The sequence below is a fragment of the Paraburkholderia sp. HC6.4b genome (assembly GCF_014200875.1).
GTDB classification, from domain to species: domain Bacteria; phylum Pseudomonadota; class Gammaproteobacteria; order Burkholderiales; family Burkholderiaceae; genus Paraburkholderia; species Paraburkholderia tuberum.
In genome coordinates this window covers 149,697-163,646 of record NZ_JACHDC010000006.1, presented here as the reverse complement: position 1 = coordinate 163,646, position 13,950 = coordinate 149,697, and the positions used below count along the sequence as shown (strand labels likewise).

Sequence of the window (13,950 nt, the reverse complement as noted above, 5' to 3'; positions counted from 1 at the left end):
TGCAACCGAACCGGCTGAGCCCGCCGACTTTCCAGCCCCCGCCCGACACGATCAACCGCGCCCGATGGACAAGATCACCGAACTGAAGAAGGCCAAGCGCACGCCTTTACTGCTGCTGCTCGCGGCCGCCTGCGTTTTCGTCGTCGCCGCATTCCTGCCGCGCGGCCTGTGGGTCGACGGCATCAAGGCCGTCGCCGAAGCGGCGATGGTCGGCGCGCTCGCCGACTGGTTCGCGGTCGCGGCGCTGTTTCGCCGTGTGCCGATTCCCCTCGTGTCCGCGCACACCGCGATCATCCCGCGCAACAAGCACAAGATCGCCGACAACCTCGCGCACTTCGTGCAGGACAAGTTTCTCGACGTGCCGTCGCTGGTCGGTCTGATCCGCCGGCATGATCCGGCGCAGACCATCACCGCGTGGCTCAGCGAATCGGCCAACTCCGCGCGCCTCGGCGACTACGTGGTGCGGCTCACCGGCGGCATCCTCGACGTGGCCGACGACGCCCGCATTCAGAACTTCATCAGGGACGGGTTGCGCGACGTGCTCGCGAAGGTCGATCTGTCGCAATCGCTCGGCGCGATTCTCGACACGCTGACGCGCGACGGCCGCCATCAGGAACTGCTCGACACCGCGATCGATCAGGTGATCGCGGTGCTGCGCGAGGCGCCGGCGCGCGAATTCATTGCCGCGCGCATCGTCGATTGGGTGAAAAGCGAGTATCCGACGATGGAGAAGTTTCTGCCGTCGGTATGGCTCGGCGACAAGGGAGCGGAGGCGATCGCGAGCGCCGCGAACCGTATGCTCGAACAGATCGCGGAGAACCCCACGCACGAGCTGCGCGACAAGTTCGACCACGCGGTGCAGAAGCTGATCGTGCGGCTGAAGACCGATCCCGTGTTCCTGCAGCAAGGCGAAGCACTGAAGCGCTATCTGGTCGAAGGCGAGGCTTTCGGCAGCTACGTGAAGGACATGTGGGGCGAGTTGCGCGCGTGGCTCAAGCGCGATCTGCAGAGCGCCGATTCGGCACTGCATGCGCGTGTCGCCGCGATGGGCGCGTGGGTCGGCCGCGAACTCGCGCGCGATCCAGCGCTGCGGCAATCGCTGAACGATCACCTCGAGGAAGCGGCGCGCGCGATGGCGCCGGATTTCGCGCGGTTCCTCACACGCCATATCAGCGATACGGTGAAGAATTGGCCCGCGCACGAGATGTCGCACCAGGTCGAGATGAATATCGGCAAGGATCTGCAGTACATCCGCATCAATGGGACGATCGTCGGCGGATTTATCGGCTTGTTGCTGTATGTGAGTTCGCTGTGGCTGGAGATGCTGCGGGTGCATGTCGGCTAGCATGCGGATTGGCGGCCCCTACCGGTAGTCTTCCATGCCATCGATCGGCCGAAGGACGTCGCACTGTTTGACTGATGCGGTTTCGATCGCAGTTTTGATCAAGGAGTGCGCATCGAGCAATTCTCTGACTCGTGCATGCCGCGTTCGCCAATCACTTCGCATTTCGTCACGCGCAAATCGGACAATGGTCTGTACAAAACGGAAAGTCGAACCAACCTGCGTCCATGTATTCGGGGCCACGTTCCCTCGCCGCTTGCCCGATGTATTATCAGCCATCCTACTTACGTCGACTGGCTATGTCCGAGAACCTGACACGCAGTGTCGAGGGGAGAGTTGGAGCCACCGGGCTCCTCTTCGTCGTCGCGTATGCGGCACTTTCGTTGACAGCGATAGCGCTGGTCGGCCCGTATGGCTGGGACGACGGCGCCATCACTATTGCCTATGCGCATACACTCGGGCGACACGGGGTATTCGCGTTGACATCAGCTTCGGCGCCGGCCGAAGGTACGTCAACTTTGCTCATGACGGCAATGTTGGCGATAGGGCAGTGGATGATGCATCCAGGCTTTCTGGATGCGATCATGACGGCGCAGTTGCTCTCCTTCATCGCACTGAGCGCTACTCTGGTGCTCGTGTGGCGCGCACTTGAACCGTGCCTGCCGAGCCCAACGCATCGCCTCATTGTGGTGTGCTTGCTGGGGCTGCTGCCAGCCTGCCAGGCCGAGATCATCAATGGCATGGAAATGCCGGTCTTTGCGTTGCTGCTGTTTGCGTTCGTGCTCTCCTGGCGCGCGCGATCGACACTCGCCTATGCACTGTTGCCGCTTCTGATGCTGACTCGCTTCGAGGCGGTGTTCTATCTGGGATTCGCGCTTGGCTGGATGGTCGTGTTTTGCCCGCAGGATAGGCCGCATGCCATTCGAATGTGCGTCTGGCTCATGCTTTGCTTTCTGCTGATGACAATCTGGAGGTATCGTGTCTTCGGCACGCTATTGCCGAATACCATCCTGGCCAAGCTGCAAATGCCCTACAGTAAAAAAGGCTGGGACGGCGTATTGGTAAAGCTGCGCGGTCTCAAGGATTTCCTTTTCGTGAATGCCGCGTTTCTGGCTGGCATGTACCTGAGCCGGAAGGGAGAGAAAAAGCGGCGTCTGGATCCGATGCCTGTACTTCTAATATTTTCTTTTGCCGTATTCGCGCTCGTATCGGGAAAAAATTGGGGGTATACCGGGCGGATGTTCATGGCCGTAGTTCCCCTTTTCGTCCTTTCTCTCGCAGAGCGTTTTGCGAATATGCGTCAACCATATGTATTTCGTGGGCTTTTGCTGTGCCTTTCTGGAACTTTCCTGTTCAACATTGCGTTGCTGCGCGACAACGTCGACACGGTAATCCTTGGTGCGGCGATGCGTGGCGTGCTGCCCGCTGCGCTGAATGCGGCGGGAGACGCGGCCCGAAAAAGAGCGTGGCACGATTTCCCCGGTGACTGGCGCGGAATTACGCCAGCGAACTACGCGATGACGGGTGCTTCGGTTGATCATCTGCGCGAGTATCTGGGGCAACCGACACTCAAGTTCATGACGCCAGACGTTGGTGGCGCCGCACTGTGCTGCGAACATCTGGACATTCTGGATTCGGCGCTGTTGACCAACCCATCGCTGGCGCGTCGCGGGTATGCAGGGTTTGCGGACTATCTGAGCAAGGAACGTCCGGAAGTCATCGAAACACATGGCCTTTGGAGCAGCAACAGCGGGATATACTCCGTCGCCGAATTCCAGACGGACTATCTGCCCGCGATTTACAATGGGACGCTTTTCTGGCTGCGTCATGACGTTTTGGAGCGTCTGGTTGCTCGCGGCGTGGCGGCCGATCCTGTTCGCCCGGGGAGGTTGCTTGATATTCGCTATGTGGGAGACAGTCGAGACGCCTGGTATCTGATGCGATTTCCCGCTGTGACGGTACTCAGTCGGTGAACTTCTGTCGGCTTGGAAGCTGTTGCGAGCGCCCCCACGGGTAGCAACGGTTCGACGAGGGACCACAGTTCGTCGGGTATGCATTCTCTGAGCTTCGCCTCATATCGCAACAAACCGAGACAGAATAGTACGGAAGGTCTGCTGAACCCGTTTCCTGACCACTCGGATGCTGTTCAGCAGCTTCCCGCCAATGCGCGCTCTACACAACGAGAGGCTCGGTTATCAATAAAGTGAGCGCACCGGACCTATCTGTCTCTTGATAGCGATCTCATGCGATTCGCCTGATTGATTTCCTGAAGCGTGAGCGATCGAGCGGTCGCGACCTTTACCTGTGCACGGCAGGCGATCAACGCTTTGCAGAACAGATCGCTTCGCATTTCGGCTTCTTCAAAGGCGTGATGGCGAGCAACGAGCTCCGAAATCTATCAGGCGCTAGCAAAGCCGGCGCCTTGACGGCCGAGTTCGGCGTACAGGGTTTCGACTATTGCGGCGATTCCCGCGCTGACGTGCCCGTGTGGAAGCAGGCCCGCAAGGCAATCGTCGTTGGAGGAAAAAGCATCCAGGCTGCGGCCTCCAAAGTCAATCACGCAACGGTCGTGTTTGATAGCAAAAGACCGCTCCTTTGGCTCGTCATCAAAGAGATGCGCGTCTATCAATGGGTGAAGAATCTCCTTATCTTCGTGCCGCTTCTCGCCTCGCACCGGTTTGCCAATGTCGAGGCACTGAGCGCTGACGCAATAGCCTTTGTTTCTTTCTCTTTCTGTGCGTCGTCCGTGTACCTGCTAAATGACATGCATCGACCTCGATGCAGACCGGCGTCATAGCCGAAAGCGCGAGCGCCCCTTCGCATCCGGTCAACTGCCGCTTGCCGCGGGCATCTTTCTGATGTTCGTTCTGATGCTGGCATCGGCAGCCCTTGCCGTCCTGCTGCCGGTAGCGTTTCAACTCGTGCTGGTCGGCTATGTGGCGATGACGCTCGCGTATTCATTCCGCCTCAAGCGGATCATGCTGGTAGACGTGTTCGTGCTGGCTGCACTGTACACCACCCGTATCGTGGCTGGAGGAGCTGCCGTTGATGTCGTACTCTCCGACTGGTTGATCATGTTTTCGGTCATGATTTTCCTCAGTCTCGCCATGGTGAAGCGTTATACAGAGCTCGACAAGATGCAGCGAGCGGGCAAGGGCTCCGCAGCGGGCCGGGGCTATCTGACTGCTGACATGAACATTCTTCGCTCATTCGGATCGGCCTCGGGCTATGTTGCAGTGCTAGTCCTTGCGCTTTACATGAAATCCACCGACGTGACGGTGCTGTACAGCCATCCCCATCGGCTGTGGATACTGTTTTGCCTGCTCCTGTACTGGATCAGCCGCGTCTGGATGGTTGCATTTCGCGGTGAGATGCACGACGACCCGATCGCCTACGCAATAAAAAACCGCTCCAGCCTTCTGACCATTGTGCTGTGCGTAGTTGCAGTGCTCATTGCAATCTAGCCCGCGACGCATGATGCGTGACCGGCGCACACGTTCATCGTGTCGCATGTCGGAATGTGTCGATAAGTTCGACAGCCGCTGACGCCATGTTGCCTTTGGTGACCCTGGCATGCGTCGCCCTTCGCTCACGGTCTCGCCGTTGGGTGTTGGCGTTCTCGAGTTCGAGCGGCAAACGGTAGCCAATCGTACTGTGCAGGCGGCGTACGTCGTACCAGCCCTCCTGGAACCAGACGATGCGCGGCCGGCGATCTGAATCGGCCTCTTACCGGTCGCCGCGACGTGGCAAAGCACCCCCACCCCACCAAACCACCTACAATTCGGGCATCTGTCTTGCTGAGGACCAGTGCTCCGCTCGGTCGTCAACGCGTCCCAACCGGAATTCTGCTTACATGAAAATATCGCTACCGCCACCGCAGGGGCGGCCCAACCGCGTTTACCCGCCGGGCACGCCGGGCCTGCATGGCCTCGTGTCGCTGATCACCGGCGTGGTGGTCGTGTGCGGGCTGTACTTCGGGCGGGAGGTACTGATTCCGATCACGTTATCGGTGCTGCTGAGCTTCCTGCTCGCGCCGCTCGTGCAAATGCTGCGGCGTCTGCACATGGGCCAGTTGCCGTCGATCTTCATCGCGGTGCTGTTCGCTCTCGCCTCGCTGCTCGCGATCGGCGCGCTGATCGGCGCGCAGCTCGTGCAGCTCGCGGACGCGCTGCCGCAGTACCAGGAAGCGATCGAGCAGAAGATCGAAACCGTGCAGGAAAAGACCGTGGGCCGCGCCGACGCCCTGATGAGCAGCGCTGCCAGCGCGCTGCAGCGCGTGGCGCCATCGCGCCCCGCGCCGCCGCGCCCGACCGGCCGCGCCGCGCGCAACGCGCCGCAGGTGCCGCAACAGGTCGAGGTGCACGAGCCCGCGCCGACGCCGGTGCAACTCGCGCAGCGCGCGCTGACGCCGGCCATCGCGCCGATCGAGACGACCTTCATCGTGCTCGTCGTGACCATCTTCATCCTGTTGCAGCGCGAGGATTTGCGCGACCGTCTGATCAGCCTGTTCGGTTCGCGCGACCTGCACCGCACGACTACCGCGATCAACGACGCCGCCGGGCGCCTGTCACGCTATTTCGTCGCGCAGCTCGGCGTGAATCTGAGCGCGGGCGGCATCATCGCGATCGGGCTCGCGATCATCGGCGTACCGGGGGCGCTGCTGTTCGGCGTGATCGCCGCGCTGCTGCGCTTCGTGCCGTACATCGGCATCTGGATCGCGGCGATCCTCGCATTCTTTCTCGCGGCCGCGATCCAGCCGCAATGGACGATGGCGGTCCTCACGCTGATCCTGTTCATCGTCGTCGACGTGGTCGCCGGGCAGATCGCCGAGCCGCTGCTGTACGGTCATCGCTCGGGCCTGTCGCCCCTCGCGGTGGTGGTCGCGGCGATTTTCTGGAGCTGGCTGTGGGGGCCGATCGGCCTCGTGCTGTCGACGCCGCTCACGCTGTGCGTCGTCACGCTCGGGCGCTACGCGGACCGGCTGAACTTCCTGACCGTGCTGCTCGGCGATCAGCCCGCGCTGACGCCCGCGCAGAACTTCTATCAGCGCCTGCTCGCCGACGATCCGCACGAGGCGATCGTGCAGGCCGAACGGCTGCTGCGCGAGATGTCGCTGATCGACTACTACGACAAGGTCGCGCTCGAAGGCCTGCGGCTCGCGCGCAACGACGCGCAGCGCGGCGTGCTGATGCCCGACCAGTTGCAGCGGATCAACGACGCGCTCGTCGATATCGTCGAGAACCTCGATATTGCCGAAGGGCTGCGCGATTCGCTGTCGCCCGCCGAACCGGCGGACGCGGGTAACGCGCTGCTTGCCGGGACGCCGGACCTGGCGTCGCCGGGCGCGGGTGCCATGGAGCGATACCGCAGCGATCTGCTCACGCGCTCGCAACAGCCGGACGGAGCGGGCAAGGCCGCGGTGTTGTGCGTGCCCGGCCGCGGCGCGTTCGACGAAGTGACGACCGCGATCGCTGTGCAACTGCTGAACCGCCAGGGCTTCGCGCCGCTGATGGCGACGCACTCGGGCTATCGCAGCGCACGCGCCGACGAGCCGAGCTTCAAGGACACGTCGATCATCTGCATCGTGTCGCTCGACGCGCCCGAGTCGCCGCTGTACCTGCGCAACATGCTGCGGCGCACGCGCGAATGGCGGCCACGCGCGACGCTGGTGGTCGGCGTCGGCGTCGGCGACGCGCCGGACGGCAGCGTCGAACTCGATGCGGGCGGGGAACTGCATGCGTCGCCGACGTTCCGCGCGATGATCGAGGCATGTCACGCGGCAACGGCTGGGCAGCCCATGCGGCAGCCGTCGCAGACGGCCAGCGCCGGCTGAGGCTGGGTGGGCTCACGCCGTGACCGCAGTGGTGAAAATCTGCGTCGTGATCGCCATTTGCCGGTCACTGCGCTCGACGCTGATAACCGCTCTTCAATGCGTCCACCACAAGCTCGACTGCCCGGGATGATTTGCGGCGACTTGGATAATAGACGTGATGTCCGACGAACGTGGGAAACCAGTCTTCCAGCACCCAATTCAAGCGCCCGGCCCGGACATGCACCTCGGCCAGGTCTTTGGGCACGTACGCGAGCCCAAACCCGCCAAGCGCTGCGTCCATCATCTGGTAGACACTATTGAAGGTGAGCTGCCCTTCGACCCGCACCTGCAGTTCTCGCCGCCCCTTCCGTAGCTCCCACGGCAGCAGTGAATCTCGCGTTGGCAATCGGAGATTGATGCAGTTGTGCAGCGTTAGATCCTGCGGCGTCTTCGCCGGTGCGGTCGATTGCAGGTAGCCTGGAGAGCCCACGATTGCCATCGTCATATCAGGCGCGATTCGCACCGCGATCATGTCTTTGGCCACCTGGTCGCCTAGCCGCACGCCGATGTCGTACCGATCCGCGACGATGTCGGCTAACCCGTAGTCATTGAGCAATTCAATCTTCAGATCCGGATACTGGCGCAGCAACGGTTGCAGACGCGGCCAAACGTACGAGTTTGCCGCGTAGTCGGTGGTCGTGATCCGGACAGTTCCGCCTGGGCGGCTCGTCATCGCGCGCAAAGAATCGACCTCCGCTTCGATTTCCTGAAAGCGCGGTGCAATCGCCGCCAGTAGCCGTTCGCCTGCCGCCGTCAACGAGACACTCCGGGTAGTGCGCATCAGTAACTGAAGGCCCATCCGCTTTTCAAGGCCGGCAACCGTCCGGCTCAAGGCCGACTGCGAGACTCCCAGTTGCGCGGCCGCCCGCGTGAAGTTGCGCTCACGCGCGACGTTCATGAAGCCGACCAGATCGTTGAAATCCTCTTTCAATTAATGCTCCACAGCATAAGGGCATCCCGATATTGCGATCTAGTCGCATCAATTGCCAGGAGTTAGATTAACAGCAGTGGCATATCGCCCCGACGATACCGACGAGGAACAGTCATGGAATTGAAACGCGCGGGCTCCCAGCCCTCGAAGAAAGGCCCTGAAGAATGGTTGACGGGCACGGTGCGGCTCGACCCGCTGAACGCTCCGCCTCCGCCGGCACGCGTTTCGTGCGCGAGCGTCACTTTTGAGCCGGGAGCGCGGACTAACTGGCATACCCACCCGCTCGGCCAGACTTTGATCGTTACGGCCGGCTGTGGCTGGACCCAGTGCGAAGGCGAGCCGCGCGTCGAAATCCGGGCTGGTGACGTGATCTGGTGCCCGCCTGGCCACACGCATTGGCATGGCGCAACTTCGACGACCGCGATGACACATATCGCCATTCAGGAAGCGCTCGACGGCAAGAACGTCGAATGGCTGGAGAAGGTCACGGACGAGCAGTACCTCGGCAGCGGCGAGCAGGTGTAATGCGGTTCTTCGCTGCCTGTACCTCAATGGAAAGGACTGGAAACATGCAAGATCCATTGTCACAAGTTGATCTCACTCCCGTTTCTCCGGCATTCGCGCGTTATACGAGCCAGACCGTGCTCGGCGGCCTCTGGAAGAGGCCGCGACTGTCACCGCGAGACCGGAGCATCGTGACGCTGTCGGTGCTCATCGCCCGCAACCAGACCATCGAGATGCCGTTCTATCTCCGGTTAGCGCTGGATAGCGGTGTGAAGCCTGCCGAGATTTCGGAAATGATCACGCACCTCGCCTTCTATTCCGGCTGGGGAAATGCGACCGCGGCGGCTGTCGTCACGAAGCGTATCTTCGATGAACGTGACATCGGTATCGATCAGGTCCCTCGGACCGAGGTCGAGCCGCTACCACTGAACGAAGTCGCAGAGCAACAGCGTGCGCAGGCGGTCGAGCAAAGCTTCGGGTCGGTCGCTCCCGGCGTTGTTCAGTACACGACCGATGTGCTTTTCCGCGACCTTTGGCTGCGTCCAGGACTCGCTCCACGCGACCGGAGCCTGGTCACGGTGAGCGCCCTGGTTGCCAGCGGTCAGGTTGCGCAGATTCCGTATCACCTCGGCCGTGCCATGGACAACGGTCTGACGAAGGACGAGGCGTCCGAAATGCTGACGCAGCTCGCCTTTTACGCAGGCTGGCCGAACGTCTTTTCGGCGATGCCCGTGTTCAAGGATGTATTCGCGAAGCGAGCGGCATAAACGTCGATGCAGGATCGTCCACCGGTTGGGAAGCCGCGTTTTTCCAACCGAGGTGGAAGCTCGTCGGCCCGGATGCTGCGCTGGCACCGCGGAAGCTCGAACAAACATCAGTTAGGGACCGCGTCTTCACTTCATACCGGTTCTCGAACATATTCGCAGACATGCTGATTCTGCTTTCGCATCGACCTGAAATCACCCCTTTTCAGTTTGCAGTTTGCGCCAGCCACTGGTCCAGGCTCACGCGGCCGATTCGCGCCTCGCCGAGCGGTACGAGTGACTGTTCCTCGACGCGGCCGCCGTAATAGCGCGCACCCTGATCCGTCACAACAGGGCGCGGGTCGCTGACGGACTTCAGATAACGTCTGATGATGGCGGCAAACGGTTCACGGTCCGGGCCCGCGATATCGACTGTGCCGTTCAGTGGCGTGGCGGGAGCGACCTGCGCGAGGATCGCTGCGACGTCGTCCGCGGCTATCGGCTGGAACAGTCCGTCCCCAACGCGCACCGTCCCGCCTTCTGCGCCGGAATCAGCAATCGCGCCGATGAATTCCATGAACTGGGTCGCGCGCACGATCGTATAGGGCACGCCCGCCGCTTCAATCGCCTCTTCCTGCGCGACCTTGGCAACGAAATACGCATTTTCCGGCGTGCGGTCGCAGCCGACGATGGAAAGCGCGACGTGATGGCGTACCCCTGCAGCCACTTCGGCTTTGCCGAGGTTGCGCGTCGAGGTGCGGAAAAAGTCGAGCACCGCCTGAGGCTCCCAGGAAGGGGCGTTCGCCACATCTACTACGACGTCCGCGCCCGCTAGCGCGTTGCTCAGACCTTCCCCCGTCACGGCGTTCACACCGGTACGCGGCGACGCAGCAAGGGCCTCATGACCCGCCTCGCCGAGCAGCGTGACGAGGCGCGAGCCGATCAGGCCGGAACCACCGATTACGACGATCTTCATGGCACATTCTCCAGATGAGAGTCAGTTGACACGGGCAGGCGGCTGGCGGCCGTTGCATCGCGGGAAAGAACTCGCCGCCGTCGCATCGTGTGAGGCTATTGTGAGAAGATCATGAACTATCGAAAAGTGCCAAGAATTGTCGATCGGACCAGGACATCCTGATTCCGGTCTGCTTGCCGGCAAGACCGTGATGACCGTATCGCCTACCGCATTCACCGTCGATATCGATCGGCAGCTCCAGTTGCCGATCTACCTGCAGATCTGCGCGCGCTTCAGAACCGCGATCGCCGCAGGGCATCTGCGTCCAGGCGATCGCGTGCCCGCGCTGCGCAGCCTCGCTACGCAACTGAACACGGCGCGCGGCACGGTTGAACTGGCATATACGGTCCTCGTCGACGAAGGCTACCTCCAGATGCGCGGTGCGGCTGGCACGTTCGTGTCGCCCTCGCTGCCAGCTTCAGTAACGCGCTCGCGTACGCAAAGCACAAAGAGTTCGAACGGCACGCAGAGCGTTAAACCGGCTACCGCAGCTCAGACGCCAGGCGAATCGCACGGCGCTCAACCGGCGCCGCGCCAGCTTGCCATTGCCGCCGCCATGAGCGGCGAGCCCCGGCCGTTGCAACCCGGGCTGCCCGCGCTTGACGCGTTTCCGCTCAAGGTTTGGAATCGTCTCGTTTCGCATCGCGCGCGCAGCGGCGAGCGCGCGATGCTCGCGTACCCGGATCCTGTCGGCTACCGGCCGCTTCGCGAACACATCGCCACGTATCTTGGGCTGTCGCGCGGGGTGACCTGCCTGCCGGACCAGGTGTTCGTGACGGGCGGCTACCGTGCGACGCTCGAGCTCGTGTTGCGCAGTCTCGCCCGCCCGAACGACAGCGTGTGGTACGAAGATCCGGGCTATCTGCTCGCGCGCGGTTTTCTCGCCGAAACCGGCGTGCAGCTCGTCGCAGTGCCGGTGGACGAAGAAGGGATCGACGTCGAACACGGCATACGGCTGGATGCGCAGGCGCGCTTCGCGCTGGTCACGCCGTCGCACCAGAGCCCGCTCGGGCACACGTTATCGCTCCGCCGACGCATGGCGTTGCTGGGCTGGGCAGAGCAAGCGTCCAGCTGGATCGTCGAAGACGATTACGACAGCGAGTTCCGCTATCTGGGCCGGCCATTGCCGGCATTGAAGAGCCTCGATCGTCGCGATCACGTGATCTACTGCGGCACATTCAGCAAGGTGATGTTTCCCGGCTTGCGGCTCGCGTATGCGGTGGTGCCGGAGCGGGCCGTCGAGCGCGTCGGGCGGGTGGCGCGCAGCATGAACGCCGGATCGCCAACCGTGTTGCAGGCCGCTTTGGCCGACTTCATCGAGCGGGGGCATTTTGCGCGACATCTGAAGCGCATGCGTGCGTTATACGCCGAGCGGCGCGTGCTGATCGTGCGCGCGTTGGAGCAGGCGTTCGGCGAACGGCTGATCGTCGAACTGCCGCCAGGGGGAATCCAGTTCGCGGCACAGTTCGTCGAGGGCCCTGATGGCCCGGTCGACGACGTCGCGGTTGCGGCGCGCGCCCGCGAAGCGGGGCTCGCCGTTCTGCCGCTCTCGGTCTGGTACGCGAATGCTCGCACGCGTAGCACGCCGCGTGGCGTTGTGATGGGCTTCGCAAACATCGCCAACGCAGGTGAAGCGGGCCACCTCGCGCGGAGCTTGCGCGCCTGTCTGGACGGCTAACGAGCGGCGAAGGTCCAGGTCTCTACCACTCCTCACGCTCGCGCGCGGCGCTGTACCCAAAATGAGGACAGCCGCGCGCGAACGCCGACGCATACTGCACCGATAACGCAAGCAAACTGGAGACACGCATGACCCGCCCGTTCAAGCCCTATCCGTTCGCCCCGCGCCGCTATCCGGCCGCGGTGCCGCCGCTCATCGACGGACGCGATCCACAAACGCGCGCCGTCGCGATCGTCGGCGGCGGTCCGGTCGGCATGACGCTCGCGCTTGCGCTCGCGCGCCAGGGCGTGCGCTCGGTGCTGATCGAGGCGGACGACAGCGTGTGCACCGGCAGCCGCGCGATCTGCATCTCGCGACGCAGCCTCGAAATCTTCAAGCGGCTCGGCGTCGTCGACGGTTTTCTGCAAAAGGGGCTGGCGTGGACCGGCGGGCGCAGTTTCTATCGCGACACCGAGGTGTTCCGCTTCGCGATGCATCAGGACGACGAGCAGTCGCTGCCGCCGATGATCAATATCGCGCAGTATCAGATCGAGCAGTTGCTGCTCGACGAGATCGAACGGCACGCCGATCTGATCGACGTGCGCTGGCAAACGCGTGTGACGGGCCTCGAGCAACGGCCGCAGGGCGGCGCGACCTTGACCTTGCGCAGCGCCGATCCTGCCGATCCGCAAGGCAAAAGCTGGCAGATGGACGCTGCGTGGGTCGTCGCCTGCGACGGCGGACGCAGCACGATCCGCGACCTGCTCGGGCTGAAGCTCACAGGCACGACCTACGAAGGCCGCTACGTGATCGTCGATATCGAACTCGACAGCACGCGCGCGACCGAACGGCTCGCGTACTTCGATCCGCCGTCGAATCCGGGCTCGACGGTGCTCGTGCACAAGCAGCCTGACAACGTGTGGCGCATCGACTATCAGTTACGCGACGACGAAGACCCCGACGCCGCCGTGCTGCCCGAGAACGTGATACCGCGCGTGCAAAACTTGCTCGACTCGATGGGCGAAGCCGGCGCGTGGTCGCCGATCTGGATCACGATCTACAAGGCCAATGCGCTGACGCTCGAACGCTATCGGCATGGCAGCGTGCTATTCGCGGGCGACGCCGCGCATCTGGTGCCGATCTTCGGCGTGCGCGGCGCGAACTCCGGCATCGACGACGCCGACAATCTCGGCTGGAAGCTCGGCTGCGTGATCAATCGGAGCGCGTCGCCAGCGCTGCTCGATAGCTATAGCGACGAACGTGTGTACGCGGCGCGCGAGAACCTGAGCTACGGCATGAAAAGTACCGAGTTCATGGCGCCGCCGACCTTCGCGTTCGACTTGCTGCGCACGGCCGTGCTCGGGCTCGCCGAGCGGCATGCGGCGGTGCGGCCGCTGATCAATCCGCGCCAGACGCATGCGATCGCGTATCGGCAATCGCCGCTGAACTTCGCAGGCGACGGAGCCGATGCGTTCGATCGCGGCCCCGCGCCGGGTACCGTGCTGCCCGAGGGCAGGCTGCTCAAACAATCGCAAGATGGCGCACGGCTCGGCATTCATCTAACCGATCTGCTCGGACCGTGCTTCACGGCGCTGCGCTTCGAAGCAGATCACGCGAACGATGGTGACGCGTGGCGGCAACTGCAAAGCACGCTAGCCAGCCGGGGCATTCCGTTCAACCTGATCGATATCGTCACGGCCGAAGCGCAATCGGCAAACAGCCCGCGAGCGATCGACCCAACCGGCCGCCTGCACGACATGCTCGACGCACGGCCCGGCACCGTCTATCTGATCCGCCCCGACGGCCACGTACTCGCGCGCTGGCGCAACGGCAGCGCGGCGGCCGTTCTGCGCGCGCTCGATGCCACGCTGGCACAGCAGAACTAA

11 protein-coding genes are annotated in these 13,950 nt (G+C 62.9%); 9 read left to right on the top strand and 2 right to left on the bottom strand.

Annotated elements, in window-relative coordinates; translation table 11 throughout:
- Nucleotides 1-64: 64 nt before the first annotated feature.
- From HDG34_RS11380 to HDG34_RS11365, 5 genes are all read left to right on the top strand, one after another.
- Nucleotides 65-1,345, top strand: coding sequence for a DUF445 domain-containing protein (locus tag HDG34_RS11380; RefSeq protein WP_184060045.1), 1,281 nt, complete (start codon nt 65-67; stop codon nt 1,343-1,345).
- Between the two features lie 296 nt (nt 1,346-1,641).
- On the top strand, nt 1,642-3,315 hold the full coding sequence (locus tag HDG34_RS11375; RefSeq protein WP_184060043.1) for a hypothetical protein: 1,674 nt from the start codon (nt 1,642-1,644) through the stop codon (nt 3,313-3,315).
- Nucleotides 3,316-3,713: 398 nt separating this feature from the next.
- Nucleotides 3,714-4,139 (top strand): hypothetical protein, encoded by a 426-nt coding sequence (locus HDG34_RS40150; protein ID WP_409259318.1) that lies wholly within the window; start codon nt 3,714-3,716, stop codon nt 4,137-4,139.
- Nucleotides 4,102-4,806, top strand: a complete 705-nt coding sequence (locus HDG34_RS40145) for a UbiA family prenyltransferase (protein WP_409259317.1) — start codon at nt 4,102-4,104, stop codon at nt 4,804-4,806. Before HDG34_RS40150 ends, HDG34_RS40145 begins: the two co-directional genes overlap by 38 nt.
- 389 nt (nt 4,807-5,195) lie before the next feature.
- Entirely contained in the window at nt 5,196-7,175 is a 1,980-nt protein-coding gene (locus HDG34_RS11365; RefSeq protein WP_184060041.1) for an AI-2E family transporter, read from the top strand.
- Nucleotides 7,176-7,239: 64 nt separating this feature from the next.
- Here the strand turns inward: HDG34_RS11365 and HDG34_RS11360 are convergent, their stop codons facing one another.
- The gene (locus tag HDG34_RS11360) at nt 7,240-8,145 is read right to left on the bottom strand and encodes a LysR family transcriptional regulator (protein ID WP_184060039.1); all 906 of its coding nucleotides are present in this window, start codon (nt 8,143-8,145) and stop codon (nt 7,240-7,242) included.
- A 114-nt stretch (nt 8,146-8,259) separates the two neighbouring features.
- On the opposite strand from HDG34_RS11360, the gene HDG34_RS11355 reads away from it, so the two are divergent.
- Nucleotides 8,260-8,670 carry a cupin domain-containing protein gene (locus HDG34_RS11355; protein WP_184060038.1) on the top strand — a complete coding sequence of 137 codons (411 nt, stop codon included), beginning with the start codon at nt 8,260-8,262 and terminating at the stop codon, nt 8,668-8,670.
- Nucleotides 8,671-8,714: 44 nt separating this feature from the next.
- The gene (locus HDG34_RS11350; protein WP_184060036.1) at nt 8,715-9,416 is read left to right on the top strand and encodes a carboxymuconolactone decarboxylase family protein; all 702 of its coding nucleotides are present in this window, start codon (nt 8,715-8,717) and stop codon (nt 9,414-9,416) included.
- A 202-nt stretch (nt 9,417-9,618) separates the two neighbouring features.
- Here the strand turns inward: HDG34_RS11350 and HDG34_RS11345 are convergent, their stop codons facing one another.
- Nucleotides 9,619-10,368, bottom strand: a complete 750-nt coding sequence (locus HDG34_RS11345) for an SDR family oxidoreductase (RefSeq protein WP_184060034.1) — start codon at nt 10,366-10,368, stop codon at nt 9,619-9,621.
- Nucleotides 10,369-10,558: 190 nt separating this feature from the next.
- Here HDG34_RS11345 and HDG34_RS11340 point away from each other — a divergent pair, with 190 nt between their 5' ends.
- Nucleotides 10,559-12,085, top strand: coding sequence for a PLP-dependent aminotransferase family protein (locus tag HDG34_RS11340; RefSeq protein ID WP_184060032.1), 1,527 nt, complete (start codon nt 10,559-10,561; stop codon nt 12,083-12,085).
- A gap of 128 nt (nt 12,086-12,213) precedes the next feature.
- Nucleotides 12,214-13,950 carry an FAD-dependent oxidoreductase gene (locus HDG34_RS11335; protein ID WP_184060030.1) on the top strand — a complete coding sequence of 579 codons (1,737 nt, stop codon included), beginning with the start codon at nt 12,214-12,216 and terminating at the stop codon, nt 13,948-13,950.

Bases quoted from the DNA above. Each gene is read 5' to 3' on its own strand.
- HDG34_RS11380 (WP_184060045.1), top strand. From the start codon at position 65: ATGGACAAGATCACCGAACTGAAGAAGGCCAAGCGCACGCCTTTACTG.
- HDG34_RS11375 (WP_184060043.1), top strand. From the start codon at position 1,642: ATGTCCGAGAACCTGACACGCAGTGTCGAGGGGAGAGTTGGAGCCACC.
- HDG34_RS40150 (WP_409259318.1), top strand. From the start codon at position 3,714: ATGGCGAGCAACGAGCTCCGAAATCTATCAGGCGCTAGCAAAGCCGGC.
- HDG34_RS40145 (WP_409259317.1), top strand. From the start codon at position 4,102: ATGACATGCATCGACCTCGATGCAGACCGGCGTCATAGCCGAAAGCGC.
- HDG34_RS11365 (WP_184060041.1), top strand. From the start codon at position 5,196: ATGAAAATATCGCTACCGCCACCGCAGGGGCGGCCCAACCGCGTTTAC.
- HDG34_RS11355 (WP_184060038.1), top strand. From the start codon at position 8,260: ATGGAATTGAAACGCGCGGGCTCCCAGCCCTCGAAGAAAGGCCCTGAA.
- HDG34_RS11350 (WP_184060036.1), top strand. From the start codon at position 8,715: ATGCAAGATCCATTGTCACAAGTTGATCTCACTCCCGTTTCTCCGGCA.
- HDG34_RS11345 (WP_184060034.1), bottom strand. From the start codon at position 10,368: ATGAAGATCGTCGTAATCGGTGGTTCCGGCCTGATCGGCTCGCGCCTC.
- HDG34_RS11340 (WP_184060032.1), top strand. From the start codon at position 10,559: ATGACCGTATCGCCTACCGCATTCACCGTCGATATCGATCGGCAGCTC.
- HDG34_RS11335 (WP_184060030.1), top strand. From the start codon at position 12,214: ATGACCCGCCCGTTCAAGCCCTATCCGTTCGCCCCGCGCCGCTATCCG.